This window comes from Algibacter aquimarinus (assembly GCF_039543265.1).
Classification (GTDB): domain Bacteria; phylum Bacteroidota; class Bacteroidia; order Flavobacteriales; family Flavobacteriaceae; genus Algibacter_B; species Algibacter_B aquimarinus.
In genome coordinates this window covers 315,140-330,394 of sequence record NZ_BAABJK010000002.1, presented here as the reverse complement: position 1 = coordinate 330,394, position 15,255 = coordinate 315,140, and the positions used below count along the sequence as shown (strand labels likewise).

8 protein-coding genes are annotated in these 15,255 nt (G+C 31.9%); 7 read left to right on the top strand and 1 reads right to left on the bottom strand.

Annotated features, from left to right (window positions below):
* Nucleotides 1–33: 33 nt before the first annotated feature.
* Nucleotides 34–1,677 carry a DUF6377 domain-containing protein gene (locus ABD939_RS01240; RefSeq protein WP_345163555.1) on the bottom strand — a complete coding sequence of 548 codons (1,644 nt, stop codon included), beginning with the start codon at nt 1,675–1,677 and terminating at the stop codon, nt 34–36.
* Between the two features lie 155 nt (nt 1,678–1,832).
* Between ABD939_RS01240 and ABD939_RS01235 the strand changes: the two genes are divergently transcribed.
* The 7 genes from ABD939_RS01235 to ABD939_RS01205 all read left to right on the top strand — a co-directional run bounded on the left by ABD939_RS01235 (nt 1,833) and on the right by ABD939_RS01205 (nt 15,255).
* A complete protein-coding gene (locus tag ABD939_RS01235; protein ID WP_345163552.1) occupies nt 1,833–2,600 on the top strand; it encodes a hypothetical protein in 768 nt (255 codons plus the stop codon).
* An 18-nt stretch (nt 2,601–2,618) separates the two neighbouring features.
* Nucleotides 2,619–3,965, top strand: a complete 1,347-nt coding sequence (locus tag ABD939_RS01230; RefSeq protein ID WP_345163550.1) for a family 43 glycosylhydrolase — start codon at nt 2,619–2,621, stop codon at nt 3,963–3,965.
* A gap of 18 nt (nt 3,966–3,983) precedes the next feature.
* The gene (locus ABD939_RS01225; protein WP_345163547.1) at nt 3,984–6,248 is read left to right on the top strand and encodes a glycoside hydrolase family 3 N-terminal domain-containing protein; all 2,265 of its coding nucleotides are present in this window, start codon (nt 3,984–3,986) and stop codon (nt 6,246–6,248) included.
* A 6-nt stretch (nt 6,249–6,254) separates the two neighbouring features.
* On the top strand, nt 6,255–7,382 hold the full coding sequence (locus ABD939_RS01220) for a glycoside hydrolase family 88/105 protein (RefSeq protein WP_345163544.1): 1,128 nt from the start codon (nt 6,255–6,257) through the stop codon (nt 7,380–7,382).
* 109 nt (nt 7,383–7,491) lie between these two features.
* On the top strand, nt 7,492–11,544 hold the full coding sequence (locus tag ABD939_RS01215; RefSeq protein WP_345163540.1) for a two-component regulator propeller domain-containing protein: 4,053 nt from the start codon (nt 7,492–7,494) through the stop codon (nt 11,542–11,544).
* A 168-nt stretch (nt 11,545–11,712) separates the two neighbouring features.
* Entirely contained in the window at nt 11,713–12,465 is a 753-nt protein-coding gene (locus ABD939_RS01210) for a T9SS type A sorting domain-containing protein (RefSeq protein ID WP_345163537.1), read from the top strand.
* Nucleotides 12,466–12,606: 141 nt separating this feature from the next.
* Nucleotides 12,607–15,255: a DUF4955 domain-containing protein gene (locus ABD939_RS01205; protein WP_345163534.1), complete on the top strand. Its 2,649-nt coding sequence runs from the start codon at nt 12,607–12,609 to the stop codon at nt 15,253–15,255.

Here is a 15,255-nt window from a genome sequence, read left to right as displayed (position 1 = left end):
AAAAAGATACTTTATTTAAGTATTTGGTATTATCTATGTTATTTTTTTAACTTCATCTTCAAAGGTGTTTCTTTGTTTTGCGTTATTCTTTACCCTTACTCTATAATTGTATATAGTATTAACTGAATAACGTAAAATTTTTGAAATCTTTGCACTATTTGTTATTCCTAATCTAATTAGTGCTAATATTCTCAATTCCGTATTTAAACTTTCTTCTTCTTTTAATATAATTTGCTGATCTTCTTTAAGAAGATTATTAACTTCATTAACAAAGTTAGGGTATATGTGTAAGAAAGATTTGTCGAAATTTTCATAGAATAGATTAAGTTCGTTATCAATAAGTTGTTTTGATTTGGTGAGTTCTAACAATGCTTTTGTTTTGTTTGAAACAATATACTTTCTTACCATTTTTCTATAGGTATCAAGTTTATTTATATAATCAGAATAAAGATTTAAAAAGGTGCCAATATATTGTTCCTTTATTCTATCTATGTCAGAGAGTTCGCTATATAATCTGTTTAAATCTGAATTAGTAAAACTTAATTTTTCGTTTAAGCTTAAAAGTTGATCATTAGCTTTTTTTAATTCTTTACGAGCCGCAGATAGCTTTTTAATTTGTTGGTATATATATATAATAGTTAAAACTAAAAACAAAACTAGTATGCTAATAAAAACAAGTAGCTTTTTTAATTCATTTTGTTGCTCTAGATTTTTTTCTTCATAAGCTTTTGATATCACAGAAAATTTGTTTGATATGTTTACAAAACGTAGTCTAGAGTTATACATTTCGGCATCTTCAACAGAAAAATCAATAAAATCATGAGCACTTTCTATATTCCCTTCATCAAATAAAATCATGGCTAATTCTGTAAGGGATGCATTGTCTTTTACTGATGCTTTTATATCAGAAATTGCAGAAAGTATCAAAAACTTTTTTTGTTCATTAGTATTACTGTTTAGCCCATATAGTAAAGACCTTTCAAAGGTAATTAGTGAATAGTTTGGAGTGCCTAATGCAACTTTTGATAATCTTTTAGAATTAATTTCTAATGCTTTTTCAATTTCTCTATTGTCTCTAAATTCCTTTTCAATTAAAGCTAACGATTCGTTAGAGTTAGGTGCCAATTGTTGTTGCAAAGAATCTTGGTATACTTTATAAAGTTTTGAATAGCTTTGTTTACTGTTGCTCACAGTTGTATAAAAACTTAATCCAGAATACGCTTCTTTATAATTGTAATAGTATAAATCTAAGAGTTTTTTTGGTAGTAGATGTCTTTCTATTTCATGTAAAACATCTATAGCTTCTTTGTATCTTCCAGAAGTAACTAATAATTTTGCTAATTTTAATTGAGATTCTTTTTTTAAATTATCGTCATTAAGTGTGTTGGCAATATTTAAGCCTTTTTCAATAAAAATTAGCGCTTTATCAAAACTATATTTTTCATACTCCTTAATGATTTCACTAACCAAAAAATAATTATTTTGGAGTGAAGTAGAATCGCTTTCTTTAAGTAGTTTTTCTAAATTTTCAATTCTTAACTTTTTAGCATTATCAAAAACAGCTCTCTTACTCATAGTGCGCTCAAGTTCAACTAATAAAGAATCTAGGTTATTGTAACTAAATCCTGATAAGCTAAAACTAAATGTTAAAATACATGCAGTAAGTAGTGTTTTCAATAAAAAATATTTTAAGCAGATGTAACAAAGTTAATTGTTTTTTTATAATAAACTTAATCATCTGATAGACGCTGTACCACACAGTACAGGATAGCCCTGAGTGTATCAAATACTATCTTTATTTTTTTAAATATTGCATTAATTTAGTGCTAATTATGGTAAAAACAACTAGGAAGTCAACGTTTTTAGTTTTTGTTATTTTATGTTCAATAAGTAGTTTGTTTTTAACATCGTGTTCAAATGATGCTTCTGATGATGAAGAGCAGATAATTAAAGAGGAAGAAAAAAAAGAAGACAATGAGACAGTATGTGCAACAGGTAAATTATTTATTGAAAAAGATGGGCTAGTACGCGTAGATATTGAGAATCTCAGTAGTACAGCTAATGGATGGACAGAAGCAAGAGCTTTAGCAGGCTTTAAAGGTAATGGATATTTGGTTTGGACAGGAGCTGATAATTTTAATAACCCAGGACAGGGATTAATTAAGTTTTCTATAAAAATAAATACACCAGGTACCTATCAGTTTGTTTGGAATTCTAGAATAACCACTGGTAATAGTAATACAGAACATAATGATTCTTGGTTAAGAATTAAGGGAGACGATTTTTATGGAGAGAAGTTAAATACTGGGCAACGGGTATATCCTAAAGGTTCGGGTAAAACACCAAATCCTGAAGGGTCTAGTAAAGATGGATGGTTTAAAATATATATGAATAGATTAGGAGAGTGGTTCTGGAGATCATCAACAAATGATAATGATCCGTATGACGTTTTTGTAACCTTTGATAGTGCAGGAACTTACGATGTTGAAATTTCTGGGCGTTCAAGATCTCACGCCATAGATCAATTTGTACTATTTAAAACAGACAGAACACTAGAACAGGCCAAAGTTGCTAACTTCAGCGAAATAACATGTAAATAGAAAAGTGTGTTTAAGGAAATGAATAAACAGCTATTTAAAATTATATTATTTGGATTTGTAGTGTCTTCTTATGCTCAAAACCCAATAGTGCCAAATAAAGGATTGAACGATCCGCACATTCATATTTTTAATGATACTGCATACGTTTACGCATCACATGATAAGTCTATAAATAATGATAAATTCATCATGGAAGATTGGTGGATTTGGTCATCACCAGACTTAGTAAATTGGACAAAACGTAGCGTGTTAAACCCAAAAGACACATACATAGGTAAAGATTTTACCAGATGTTGGGCCACAGATGTAGGCTATAAAAACGGAAAATATTATTGGTGTTTTTCCGAAGGGAATGAACAATCAGGCATTGTAGTAGGCGATACACCAGTTGGGCCTTGGGAAGACGTTTTAGCAAAACCCTTACTAGATAGTAGTTTAACACCAACTCATGAATACGACATGGCAATTTTTGAGGATAACGGCACGCACTATATCATTTTTGGAGTTTGGGATTATTATATAGCAAAGCTTAATGATGATATGATAAGTTTAGCTGAAGCACCAAAAAAAATAACAATAAATAACCCGAGAGGACCTTACAATCCTGATGGAAGCAATACAAAAATGCCAACGGATGATAAGCCTTTTGTGCATAAATACAATGGTAAATACTATTTGTCTTGGGGTTGTTTTTATGCCATGTCAGATGATGTTTATGGACCCTACGATTATAAAGACACTGTAATAAAAGAAGAAAGTTTTGCTAAAGGATATGAAGCTCCAACATGGCCTAACGGATTTTTACAAGGCCGCCACGGTAGTTTTTTCGAGTGGCATAACCAATGGTATTATGTGTATTGTGATATCAGTCAAACTGGAAATCGTTATTTTAGAGATAGTTTTATAAGCTACGTGCATTATAAAGCTAATGGTGAAATGGCAATGATAAGAGTTGATGGTGTTGGTGTAGGCAATTATAATGCAAATGAGAGTATTGAAGCTGAAGATTATTTCAAATCTAATAATGTAGCAAAAGTTGAAAATACCAAAGGCGGATTTTCAATAGAACCAACGGAAGGCTTAAGTTATGTTATGTATCCAAATATTAAGAATTTAAGTAACGAAGCTACTTTAGAATTAGAAGTTATCGCAAAAGAAGCACTACAAATTGAAGTGAGAGAAAATGATGCTAAAGGAATGCTCTTGTTTACTTGTAATGTGCCTAAAAATGAAATTTATACCTTTCAAAAAAGAAATTTTAAAACTAAAAATTTAAAAGATAATCAGTCGTTGTGCTTTGTATTTAAAAATACAAATCAACAATTTTTCAAACTAAACCGATTCAAATTTAAAACTAACAATTAAACAAATAATTAAAAACTAATGAAAAAATTATTTTTTATAGCCGTATTATTAATTGTGGCATCATGTAATACAAAAGAATCTGGTTCTGCAGATTATAAAGATGCGTCATTATCAATTGATGAGCGTGTAGAAGCCTTATTGCCAAAGTTGTCACTTGAAGAAAAAGTAGCACAGATGCGTATTTTTCATGCCAATATTGGTACAAAGCCAGATGCAAATGGTAACTTAAAGCTTTCTGAAAAAGTTGTAGAAAAATTAAAGTTAGGTATTGCAGGAATTAAAAATCCAGGAGAACATATTGATGCTGTTGCTGCTGCTAAAATGAATAACGAGCTTCAAAAGTATATTATTGAAAATAACCGTTGGGGGATTCCAGCGTTATTTGTTACCGAATCTTATAATGGCGTTGACGCAGAAGGTTGTACGCGATTTGGACGCCCAATGACATCGGCAGCATCGTTTAACTCAGAATTGGTACAACGCCAATGGGATATTGTTGGTAGAGAAGCAAGATTAAGAGGAATGCATATGTGTCATTCACCAGAAGCTGATGTGGTGCGTGATCCACGTTTTGGACGTATGAGTGAGGCGTTTGGAGAAGACACCTATTTAACAACACAGATGGTTAAAAATGCCATAATTGGCGTACAAGGTAATTACGAAGGCTTAGGAAATGGAACACATATTGGTGCTGTAGCTAAACACTTTGCGGGTTATGGGCAAGTATTGGGAGGTTCAAACTTTGCCGCAATCGAAATTTCTGAAAGAACATTAATTGATGAAATTTATCCACCTTTTGAAGCAGCAGTAAAAGAAGCAAAAACGTTAGGGATTATGGCATCACATGGCGATTTAAACGGTGTGGCAAGTCATGGTAATCCAGAATTATTAACTGGTGTACTTCGTGACCAATGGGGATTTGAAGGTTACGTAGTTTCAGATTCAAATGATATTGCACGATTATTTTATTTTATGAATGTGGCGGAGTCTCCAGAAGCTGCAGCTCAAATGGGCTTAGAAGCAGGAATAGATATTGATTTATATGCTGAAGATTCTTATGCTTACTTACCAGAAATCGTAAAGAAAAACCCAGAACTTGAAAAATTAATAGATAGATCGGTAAGACGTGTTTTAAGAACAAAATTCATTCTAGGGCTTTTTGATAATCCTTATATCAACATTGAAGATGTAGAAAAAGGAAACAGAGCTGCTTCTTCTTTAGAATTGGCAAAAGAATCAGATTTAGAATCTATCATTCTATTAAAAAATGAAGCTAACGCATTACCATTATCAAAAGATAAATCTTCAAAAGTAGCCTTGTTAGGACCTTTATTAAAAGGAAACACAAAAGAAATGTTTGAATCAGTTGCGGGTTCTAATGTGAAATTCATTGCTGAAAAAGGATTTCAATTAACGAATCAAAAAGGCGGTGCTCCAGAACTTTTAGAAAGAGATCCAAAAGCCATTGCTAGTTTGGTAAATAAAGCAAGGTCTGCCGATGTAACTATCTTATTTTTAGGAGGAGACGAGTACACAGCTAAAGAAGCTTATTTTAGTAATAGTACATTGGGAGATAGAGCAACTATCGATCCTGTTGGTCCTCAAGATGAACTCTTAGAAAAAATTAAGGCTTTAGGTAAACCAGTAATTGTTGTTTTAAAGCATAGAAGAACTTTGGCTATTAATGTAATAGCAGAACAAGCAGATGCTATTTTAGATGTTTGGGATTTAAGTGAGTTTGGAGACGAATCTACTGCAAAAATTATATTTGGGGAAGTATCGCCATCAGGTAAATCACCTGTAACAATTCCAAGATCTATTGGGCAATTGCCATACCATTATAGCATGAAAGAAATCAACTACAAAAAAGAATATTTATTCTTGGATAAAGGGCCGTTATATCCTTTTGGTCATGGGTTAAGTTATGGCGATTTCAAATATTCAGATATTACAATTTCAAATGCTGAAATCACACCAGATACAGAATTGGAGGTTAGCGTAAAAGTAACCAACAATGGTAGCATGAAAGCTAAAGAAGTGGTGCAACTCTATCTTAAAGATGAAATAGGCTCTGTAACACGACCAGATAAAGAATTAAAAGGTTTTGATAAAATAGAACTAGACGCTGGAGAAAGTAAAACCGTTTCTTTCACCATAACACCAAAAATGTTGGAGTTTACAGGCATTTCAATGGAAAAAGTTTTAGAAGCTGGAGACTATACAGTAATGGTGGGTACCTCTTCAAAAGAATATTTAGAAACTACATTCAAACTAAAAAAATAAGATATAATGAATAAAACAATTTTATCACTTTTCGCAATTGTACTACTATTTAATTGTTCAACAGCTCAAAAAGCAACAGAGGTTAAAGATATTGATAAAGCCCAAGTAAAGGCGGCGATGGAAAAAGCTTTAGAATGGCAAGAAGCGCACCCTATTTTTGCCATTGCACCTACCGATTGGACAGCTGGGGCTTATTACGTAGGGGTTGCTAGAGCGCACAAAGCAACCAAAAATATGATGTACATGGCTGCTCTTAAGAATCAAGCTTATTGGAATAATTGGCAAACCTATAAACGTTTACATCACGCTGATGATGTTGCCATCTCATATAGCTATATATATATTGATAGGAATGAGAAAAGAAGAAATTTTGTAGACTTAGAGCCTACAAAAAAATTCTTGGATGCACATTTATATGAAGATGACAGCTGGAAATCGGGTAAAAATCCTGGTAAAGAAGGAAAAGATATTTTATGGTGGTGGTGTGATGCCTTATTTATGGCGCCGCCAGTTTTAAATTTATATGCAAAACACACAGAGCAACCTAAGTATTTAGAAGAGATGCATAAATTTTATATGCAAACTTATAATAAATTATATGATGAGGAAGAGCAGTTGTTTGCAAGAGATATGCGTTTTGTATGGCAAGGCAAGGATAAAGATAGCAAAGAGCCAAATGGTAAAAAAGTATTTTGGTCTAGAGGAAATGGTTGGGTTATAGCTGGTCTAGCTTTGATTCTGGATGATATGTCTGAAGACTACGAGCACCGACCGTTTTACGAAAAACTATATAAAGAAATGGCTGCTAAAATGTTAGCCATTCAACCAGAAGACGGGTTGTGGAGAACTAGTTTATTAAGTCCAGAATCATACAATCACGGAGAAGTAAGTGGTAGTGGGTTCCATACCTTTGCTTTAGCTTGGGGTATTAATAACGGTTTAGTGGACAAAAAACATACGTCAGCAGTTAAAAAAGCTTGGAATGCTATTGCAAAATGCCAGCATGAAGATGGTCGTGTAGGTTGGGTGCAAAATATTGGTGCATTTCCTGAGCCAGCATCTGCAGATTCTTGGCAAAATTTTGGAACAGGCGCCTTTTTAATGGCAGGGAGTGAGATTTTGAAGTTAGATTAACCTAAGTGAAAACTTCACTTTGGTAATAAAATATAAAAATCGAGGGCTTATGGTTCTCGATTTTTTTATTTTGACTTAATTTTATATTATTAATAACTTTAATTATCGGATGTCTAAATATCTCATTTTTATTATTACATTTCTTTTAGTAAGATTAGGTACAGCCCAAAGTGACGTTTACAAGTTTAGCCATATAACTGATGCTGATGGGTTATCTCAAAATTCAGTTGTGGCTATACATCAAGATAGGTTAGGACAAATCTGGATTGGAACTAGAGATGGTTTAAATAAATATGATGGTGAAGAATTCAAGTTATATAGACATAAAAAAGATAATCCATCATCAATAAGTAATAATGGGATTCTTTGTATTGAGGAAGATAAAAATGGATTTATTTGGGTAGGAACATCTTTTGGATTAAATAGATATGATCCTAAAAAAAATGCTTTTCAAACATATTTTATAAATAGGAATGGCAACTTTTTAGGAAGTAATATGATTAAGGTGGTGAAGCAAATGTCTAATCAAGAAATATGGATAGGCTCTTCAAATGGAATTTCCATATATGACGAAAAAAAAGATACTTTTCAGCCAATTCTTGAAAAAAACAATATAATATCTATTTTAGAAACTAGTACAGGAATTGTTTTTATCGGTACTACTAAAGGTATTCTTAAGTTGGTGAATAAAGAAGATGGTAACCGTCAATTTAAACCTATTGAAGGAACAGAAGGATTGCTTATTCAAGATATGATTGAAAGTACTGATGGTAGGATCTTGATTGGAACCCAAAAAAATAGTGTTTTAGAGTATAATATTTCGGAAAAGACAATTCAGCCTTATTTTGACGAGACTCTGTTGAAAGCTAAAGACAAAAATGTTAGGAAATTACTTTACGACGACAATGGAGTTTTATGGATAGCTACTTATAACGGACTTCAAATAGCTAATAGTAAAAAAAATATTTTAGCGCTATATAATGATGATAACGATGATAAGTCTATAAACGATAATTTTATTAAAACCCTATTTAAAGACAATGTTGGAACCATTTGGGTTGGTACATATTATGGAGGGATTAACATTTGTAGCAATTTTAATAAGAACTTTATCAACATCACCCAGAAATCTTCTGAAGTAGGGCTTAGTTTCAAAGTGGTAAGTTCAATTGTAAATTGGAGGAATCAACTTTTTTTCGGTACCGAGGGAGGAGGGATTTCCATTTTAAATCAAAATACTAACACAATCCAGCATATTAACACCAAAAATTCAGCTGCGCTTAAAAGTGATAATATTAAATCACTTTGTGTAACAAGTAATAACAAACTTTGGGTTGGTACATTTACAAATGGAATTGCTATATATAATCTTAAAACAAAAGTATTTGAGAAATTACCTTTTTCTAACACACTAATTCGTTTTTTAGATAACGTAGGTGTATTATCTATTGTACAATATGATAGTGATACCATTTTTATTGGTACAAATTACAAAGGTTTAATTAAATATAGCATAAAGAAGAATGTATTTAAAGTTATCAGTACAATTTCAAAACCTTATAGTATAACGAATAATAATGTTAAAACTATAAAAGTAGACAAAGCAAAGAATATTTGGGTTGGAACGATTAGAGGTTTAAATAGAATTTCTCCAAATGGAGACATTACAAACTATATTTATAATACGGATTTAAAAGTAAAATTCGAAATAAATACCATTTTTGAAGACAGTAAAGGCGTTTTATGGATAGGGACTTTTGAAGATGGACTTTTTAAATTTGAAAACAATCAATTTATACCTGTTGGCTTAAAAGTAAGTGATATTGAGATTAATGGTATAAGAAGTATATTAGAAGCTGAAAATGGAAAGTTTTGGATTAGTACATATACTCAAGGTATTTTAAAATACAATCCAAATACAGATAATATTGATGCTTATTACACTAAAAAGGAAGGTCTTGCAAGTAATCAATTTAACCGAGACGCTAGTTTGCGAATTGGTAAATCTAAGTACTATTTTGGTGGACCATCGGGTGTGACATATTTTGATGAAAACAACCTAACTAAAAACGACTATTCTCCTCAAGTAATAATTACAGATTTTAAAATTCGTAATTCTTCAACTACGGTCGACGATTATGAGAAAGAGTTTCTTGGAAGAACAATTACATATGCAGAGAGCCTAGAATTGGATTATAATCAAGGAAATTTCACCTTGTCTTTTGCTACACCAAACTTTATTAATCCAGGTGGTAATAGTTACGTGTATCGTTTAAGAGATTTAGAAATAGATTGGGTAAGAACTTCAAATAATACGGCATCCTACACCATTCAAAAACCTGGTAATTATACTTTTGAAGTGAAAGGGATTAATAGTGATGGTGTGGTAAACGAAAATCCAACCATATTACAAATAAAAGTGAATCCAGCGCCATGGGCAACATGGTGGGCTTACAGTTTATATTTTTTATTTGCTTCCGCTGTGATATACTATCTTTTTAGTGTTTTAAAATCAAAAACGAAGCTTAAGCATCAACTTGAATTAGAGCATGTTAGGGCAGAAGAGATTGAAAAAATAAACAAATCTAAACTGGAATTTTTTACTAATATTTCACATGAATTCAGAACACCATTAACACTTATTTTAGCACCTCTACAACAAGTTTTAGAAAACTACCGAGGCAGTAGTCAGATGTTTAAAAAACTTAAGGTCGTTGAAAGTAGTGCCAACCAATTACTACAACTTATAAATAGATTAATGGATTTTCGAAAATATGAAAATAAGTTAATGAAGTTGGAAGCAGCAGAAGGTAATATTGTTTCATTTTTGGAAGAAATATATCTATCGTTTTCAGAGTATGCAAAAGGTAAAAACTACCAATATACATTTCATTCGTCATCTGATAATATTGAGTTGTATTTCGATAGGCCTAAGCTAGAACGTGTGTTTTACAACTTAATTTCTAATGCATTCAAATATACTGATGATGGAGGTGAGATTAGTATTAAAATTAATGAAGAGCAAGATAAGGTAATTGTTCATGTATGTGATACGGGTGTTGGTATACCTATGGAATATAGAAGTAAAATTTTCGAACGTTTTTTTGAAGTCTCAGAGAATAGACCAAACAATGAAAGTAATAAAGGAACTGGTATTGGTTTGTCAATAGTTAAGAGTATAATTAATTTGCATAAAGGAAACATTGGTGTAGTAAGTAATGTTGGTAATTTAGGTTCAATTTTTTCTGTTGAATTGTTAAAAGGAAAAGTGCATTTGGGAAATCATGAAATTGTTAATGATTTTGCATATAGTGAAGATATATCTCTTTATAGGAACCAATTAAAGTCTGAAGAAGTTGTCTTTGATAACGAAAAATATCTTAATGTTTCGCAATCAGATGATAAGGCTTCAATTCTATTAGTTGAAGATAATAAAGAGTTAAGGGCTTTTATGCGTAATTTACTCTCTAATAATTACAATATTTTTGAGGCTGAAAACGGAAAAGAAGGATACAAAATAGCTATAGTAGAGCAAGTAAATCTTATAGTTAGTGATGTAGTTATGCCCGTTACAAGTGGAACGGAATTGTGTGCTTTAGTTAAGGGCGATATAAGAACAAGCCATATTCCTGTAATTTTATTAACTACACGTTCAGCATTGGTTTACAAATTAGAAGGACTTGAGTTTGGTGCAGACGATTATATTAGTAAGCCATTTAATATACAAGAGTTTAAATTACGAATATCCAATGCTTTAAAATCTATTGAACGATTAAAACAAAAAATGAAAGCAAATCAGGTATTGTTACCTGAAGATGTGGTAATGTCATCTCTTGATGAAAAGCTCTACAAAAAAGCTTTAGAAATAGTGCAGAAAAACATAAATAATTCAGATTTTGATATTCCTTTTTTTTGTGAGGAATTAGGTGTTAGTAAATCTGTGCTTTTCATTAAAGTAAAAGCTTGGACAGATTTTACACCTAAACAATTTATTCAATATATAAGATTGAAACGTGCTGCGATACTTCTGGAGCAAGGCAAAGTTAGTATTGGTCAAATTAGTGATAAAGTAGGTTTTAAAGATCAGAAATATTTTAGTAGAATTTTTAAGAGTAAGTTCGGAAAAACACCGAAAGAATACGCGCAATCTTTTCAAGAATAATAGTTTTCTCTTATTATCAGAAATTTTTTTCAAATACCATTATTGTACTCAATATACTTACAGTAATAGCTTAAAAAAGGAGCTTTGTCTACCTTTTCAGGAAATTTTTACCCTGATTCTTCTTTAATTTTGATACCAAATCATTTATAAACTAAATCTAAATATTTTATGAAAAAAATTACACTTTTTGTTATTACACTTTGTATTGTAACTAACACTTATGCACAATTTATTGGAGCTGGTGAGTACAGGCTAAGAAACAATTTTACAACTAACGGCACTGTTTATTTGTCACATGATGGTTCAAAAGCTATAAGGGCAACTTCGACTGATTCTGATGCTACAAAATTTACATTAGTTTCTACAGGGGTAGCTGATGAATACAATATTGTAATACATACCAATGATGGTATTTTGAGAGCCAATAGTACCTCAGAAATTCCTGTAGTTGCTTATTCTGGATCACCTTCTACTTCTAACCCTAATGTTTGGTCTGTTGTTGATACAGGATCGACTGGATCAAGTGGAGAAACAATATACAATATACTCACTCCGCTGACAAGTTCAGCTAGATATTTAGTTTATAACAATAATACTGATGCCATAGGTTATTCAGGTAGTAATTTTACAAGAACACAATGGATTTTAGAGAGATTGTCTCCACCGTTGAGTACGAATGATTTAGAAAAAAGTTCTGTTTTTATCTCTAACCCAATACATGATAAAATGACAATCAAAGGGTTAAAAGGGAAAGTAAACCAAATTGAAATTTTTAATGTACTAGGAGAATTAATGATAAGTAGAAGTAATATAAACTCATTATCAATAAATATAGAGACAAATTCACTGTCAAGTGGATTATACCTCGTTAAGTTTTATGGAGAAACATTTTCTTTTACAAAAAAAATTATAAAAAGATAAAACGTAAAGTATTTTTTTCAATGATTGAAACGGTTTGATGCTATGAGTATCAAGCTGTTTCATGTTTAAAGGATATTTTGTTTTAAATTTATGCAATAGTGACTCCATTTGTTAAAAAACGTCAAAGAAAAATGAAACGCTATGAACAAAAGAATAATATTTTATCTCGCAATTCTAATTGCGGGTTATATTAATGCACAAAATACAGAAGCCCCTTCTTGGATAGATTTTGCAGAAAAAAAGCTAACAGGAAATTTAGCAGAAGCAACATTAAACGACTTTTCATATACTGGTTATCACTTTTCTGAAAAAGAATTGCCAGATGTATCTGGTTGGAATACGATAAGTGTAACAGATTATGGAGCCATACCAGATGATACAGGTTATGATGATGCACCAATTCAAGCTGCTATTGATGCGGCAGAGGCTAGTAATCAACCAACAGTTGTATTTTTTCCAGCAGGAAAGTATATCGTTTCAAGTGAAACCACAAAAACGCAACCCATAGTAATTAGTGGTAGTAATATTGTGTTAAAAGGTGCGGGTACAGGAGTTGGAGGTACAGAGATATATACAGATAAATTTAATGAAAATAAGTTTGGAAGTGGTTCTACACACTACCGATTTATGTTTAAACCATCGAATACAGATTCAAATGATATCACGCAGGTAACCGCGGAGATAAAAAAGGGAGATTTTGAAGTCCAGGTTGCAAGTACTGCTAACCTATCAGTTGGTCAATATGTAGATTTATTTCAAAAAACCACAGATAATCTAGAGGCAAATATGCCTGGATTAACTCCTAATACAAGATGGACCATTATAAATAGAGATGGTATTCGTCCTTTTGAAAAGCATATAATTACCAAAATATCTGGCAATACAGTCACTTTTAAGAATCCCGTTCAGCTAAATATGCCGATTTCTTCTACAACAGTACTTAAAACTTTTCAAACTATAGAGGAGGTTGGGGTCGAAGATATATTATTTACAAGTGGTTGGAAAGATTATCCAGAAAACTTTGTACACCATGCCAATGACATAGTAGATTATGCGTGGCAAGCTTTGTTCTTTACAAATGTTGTTAACGGATGGATTAAAGATTGCCATTTTAAAGATTGGAATGAAGATATTTTTATCGATAGAAGTATGGCTGTAACAGTTAAAAATATCGACATTTCTGGTAAAAGAGGTCATACTAGCTATTTCTCAAGATATAGTTATGGTGTACTTTTCGAAAATTGTTTTGATAATGCAGATGAAGGTCTGGTTGATGCTAATAAGAAAGGAATGCATCACGGTCCAGGTATGCGTTGGAGCACCACAAGTTCAGTTTTTTCAAATTGTCCTATGCAACCTGATCAATCGATAGATTGTCATGGCTCACATCCTTATGCTAATTTATTGGATAATATTCAGGGTGGGAAGCTTCTAGGTAATGGTGGTGCAGAGACATCTTACCCAAATAGTGGCCCTTATTTAACATTTTGGAATTTTAAGCATGATGCTAATTTTACAAGTAGGCTTTACGATTTTTGGTTTATATCTAATACAACGCAGCGTAGAACCCATACGTTTCCCAATCCATTATTTATTGGTTTCCAACCTGGTCCAGGAGAGAATAACATACGATTTCAAAATGAAGGTTTAGATGAGTTGCACGGACAGCAGGTATACCCAAATTCTTTATTCGACGCACAATTACAGCTACGTTTATATAGTGCCTACATGTCGGCGTCCTCTTCCAAAACAGGTACTGAGGCCAAATTGGCAAATGATAAAGATGATACTACTTTTTGGGAATCTAACGGGGCTGGAGCTGGAGAGTGGCTCATGTTAGATTTCGGTATCAGCAAAACTGTAGAAGGAATTACCCTTAAAGAAGCTTCGACTCGAATTAGAGATTGGACAATTGAGTATTGGGATAACAACCAGTGGACTGAACTTGTTACAGATTCTGAAATAGGTACAGAGAAGACTGTTAATTTTGATCTTATTGTTACCCGAAAAATTCGATTTAATGTGGTTAATATGCTAGCAGGACAGGAAACTGCTTCTGCATCTATTACTGCCTTTGAGATTGTGCCAGGACCTTTAGAATTACCAGCTGACAATTTTACTATTGAAACGATTGGTGAAACCTGCACAGGAAAAAACAATGGTTCGGTTATTATAAATGCCAATGCAACCTTCAACTACATTGCTTCAATTAATGGTGTTAATTATAATTTTACAGATGCTTACACGATTCCTGATTTGGCTCCAGGAGTTTATGATTTATGTATTATAGTAGATGGAGAAGATTTTCAGCAGTGTTATCAAGTTAATATAGAAGGTGGTGTTTCTTTAACTGGTAAAATATCAGTTGTCAAGAAATCTGTTCAAGTTTCAGTTGAATCTGGAGCAGCACCTTATTCGGTTTATAAAAACGGAAAACAAATAATGGAAACATTTCTGTCTAACTTTTCAATTGATGTAAGTCATGGTGATAAATTACAAATAAAAAGTAAGGATGCATGCCAAGGAGAAATGTTAAAAACAATAAACTTACTTGAGAATGTTAAAGCATATCCCAATCCTTCAAACGGATTGTTTGAGATTTATATGCCTAATAACTTAAAAACTGTTGAAATATCTATTTATAATATACATTCTCAATTAATTGATGTTAATATTTACAAATTAAATGCTGGAAAGTTACAATTAAATATTAAAGATAAACCTAATGGAGTTTATTTTGTTAAAGTGAACTTAGAAAGCCCAGTATTTATTAAATTAATAAAAAAATAG

Coding starts and splice junctions, on each gene's coding strand:
- ABD939_RS01235 (WP_345163552.1), top strand. CDS start 1,833: ATGGTAAAAACAACTAGGAAGTCAACGTTTTTAGTTTTTGTTATTTTA.
- ABD939_RS01230 (WP_345163550.1), top strand. CDS start 2,619: ATGAATAAACAGCTATTTAAAATTATATTATTTGGATTTGTAGTGTCT.
- ABD939_RS01225 (WP_345163547.1), top strand. CDS start 3,984: ATGAAAAAATTATTTTTTATAGCCGTATTATTAATTGTGGCATCATGT.
- ABD939_RS01220 (WP_345163544.1), top strand. CDS start 6,255: ATGAATAAAACAATTTTATCACTTTTCGCAATTGTACTACTATTTAAT.
- ABD939_RS01215 (WP_345163540.1), top strand. CDS start 7,492: ATGTCTAAATATCTCATTTTTATTATTACATTTCTTTTAGTAAGATTA.
- ABD939_RS01210 (WP_345163537.1), top strand. CDS start 11,713: ATGAAAAAAATTACACTTTTTGTTATTACACTTTGTATTGTAACTAAC.
- ABD939_RS01205 (WP_345163534.1), top strand. CDS start 12,607: ATGAACAAAAGAATAATATTTTATCTCGCAATTCTAATTGCGGGTTAT.